The organism is Fulvivirga aurantia, from assembly GCF_009711475.1.
Taxonomy (GTDB): domain Bacteria; phylum Bacteroidota; class Bacteroidia; order Cytophagales; family Cyclobacteriaceae; genus Fulvivirga; species Fulvivirga aurantia.
In genome coordinates this window covers 1-2,274 of the sequence record NZ_SMMD01000390.1, presented here as the reverse complement: position 1 = coordinate 2,274, position 2,274 = coordinate 1, and the positions used below count along the sequence as shown (strand labels likewise).

The window sequence follows — 2,274 nt, the reverse complement described above, 5'->3', positions numbered from 1 at the left end:
GGCCTTCCCTCAGGCTTCAGAAACCATCGAGCGCTTACTTACGATTGATGATAAACGTAAAGAAGCCCAAATGAAACATGAGGAATTATTGGCTGAGTCTAATGCACTCTCTAAGCAAATCGGAGGATTGATGAAGGAGGGCAAAAAAGAAGAGGCTAATACAATTAAAGCGCAGTCTGCAGATCTTAAAAGTAAGAGTAAGGAGTTGGGGGAGGAGCAGACCAAGTATGAAAACGAACTGCTTGATTTATTATACAACATCCCTAATACACCAAATGACAATGTGCCTGCTGGTGCTTCAGAAGATGACAATGAAGTAATAGCAGAGCATGGCACTACACCTGATCTTTATGACGGAGCCGTGCCTCATTGGGACCTGATCAAAAAGTACGACATCATAGATTTTGAGCTTGGAGTAAAAGTGACAGGTGCTGGCTTTCCTTTTTACAAAGGTAAAGGAGCAAGACTTCAGCGTGCTTTGGTTAATTTCTTTTTAGACGAGGCAACTAAGCAGGGTTATGATGAAGTGCAACCGCCAATCGTAATTAACGAAGACTCTGGTTATGGTACCGGCCAATTACCTGATAAGGACGGGCAGATGTATCACATCAAAGAAGAGAATTTCTTTTTGATACCTACAGCGGAGGTACCTATTACTAATATGTACCGGGGAGAAATAATCGCTGAAGATAGAATGCCGATAAAGCACGTAGGATTTACACCATGTTTTAGAAGAGAGGCAGGCTCCTGGGGTGCTCATGTGAGAGGCCTCAATAGGTTGCATCAGTTTGATAAGGTAGAAGTTGTGCAGGTGCAACACCCTGACAAATCATATGATACTTTGAAAGAGATGTGTGAGTATGTACAGGGTTTATTAGAAAAACTGGGCTTGCAATATCGTGTGCTTAACTTATGCGCTGGTGACCTGGGCATAACGTCAGCTCAGACTTTTGATATGGAGGTTTATTCTGCGGCTCAGGAAAAGTGGCTTGAAGTAAGCTCGGTGAGTAATTTTGAGACTTATCAGGCCAATAGACTGAAGCTTAGATATAAAGACGAAAACAATAAAAAACACCTTTGCCATACATTAAATGGTAGTGCTTTGGCATTGCCTAGAATTATGGCTGCCTTGTTAGAAAACAATCAAACTGCTGAGGGAATCAAAATTCCGGAAGTGCTCTTACCTTACACTGGTTTCGATATGATTAACTAATCGCTGAGCGATAGCGATAGTAAAAGGCATTGAGTGTAGTAAAGAAAATAGAAGCGACACAGGTATAGACGATAGCGTCAAAACCTGTGTCGCTTTGTTTTACCACTATGCCAAGGAGTGCCCAAATAATCACCAGTGAGTAGGCGATGTCGTGATACTTAATATTCACAATCCATACCAACAGCTGTGTGGCTAAAATCATAGCCACAGCCCAGTACATGGGAGAGGGAGGGGTAAAATCTAGGGACACTAAATATGCTGTTGTGTTAGCTATCGTAGCCACACATATCCAGGCGAGATAAATGCTGAAGGGCTTATACACCAACCATTTCTCCCTTTTCCGTTGTGGGGGAGATTTTCTGCATCTTACGTAAATCAGAATTAGGCAAAATAGAAAACACAGCATTAATGCCAACGAAAGAAAAACATAGAGATGATGCCAGGCGATGATCCAGCTTACATTGAGCAGGCAGGTTACAAAAAATAGTACGCCTATTCTTTCTAACACATCAAAATCTTTGGCTACAAAAGGGTATATGCAAAAGCCGACTAAGGATAAATAGATAAGGCCCCAAATAGAAAAGGTAATACCCGCTGGCACAAATAAGTTGGGATACATGGCCGAGATTTCTCCAGTGGTCAGTCCATTTATTGGCAAGCCATTGGCCAATGCGTTTACTGTGATAACCAATAACAAACCGACCAAATTTAAATAAGCGAGTTTCATACCCTATATTTTTGATTTACAGAATTCATTTACCACCTATCAATAATGAGCAAAACCGGAATTAGGTTTTCTATATCTTTAATAAGATACTAAATAAAAACATCATGAATCGATTATCGTTATTTGCAGTTTTAGCAATTGTTGTGGTTTCGTGCCAGTCAAAAGAAGATGAGAAAGAAAAAGCAATGAATTACCCTGAAACGCAAAAGGTGGATACAGTAGATAAATATTTTGAAACAGAGGTGCCGGACCCCTACAGGTGGCTCGAAGATGATACATCTGAGGAGACAGCGGGTTGGGTCAAAGCCCAAAATGATGTGACCTTTGCGTATCT

At 41.0% G+C, this 2,274-nt stretch carries 2 protein-coding genes and 1 pseudogene; 2 read left to right on the top strand and 1 reads right to left on the bottom strand.

Features of this window, described 5'->3' with window-relative positions:
- Nucleotides 1-1,213, top strand: a 1,213-nt coding sequence (gene serS, locus E1176_RS02135) for a serine--tRNA ligase (RefSeq protein WP_155208928.1), incomplete at its 5' end; no start/stop codon positions are given.
- On the opposite strand, the gene E1176_RS02130 is transcribed toward serS, so the two are convergent.
- Nucleotides 1,206-1,940, bottom strand: coding sequence for a tryptophan-rich sensory protein (locus E1176_RS02130; protein ID WP_155208927.1), 735 nt, complete (start codon nt 1,938-1,940; stop codon nt 1,206-1,208). The two genes, serS and E1176_RS02130, sit on opposite strands and share 8 nt — an antisense overlap.
- A gap of 104 nt (nt 1,941-2,044) precedes the next feature.
- Between E1176_RS02130 and E1176_RS02125 the strand changes: the two are divergent.
- Nucleotides 2,045-2,274, top strand: a pseudogene (locus E1176_RS02125) (prolyl oligopeptidase family serine peptidase); the annotation flags it as partial.

Excerpts from the sequence above, each read along its gene's own strand:
- E1176_RS02130 (WP_155208927.1), bottom strand. The coding sequence starts at position 1,940 with ATGAAACTCGCTTATTTAAATTTGGTCGGTTTGTTATTGGTTATCACA.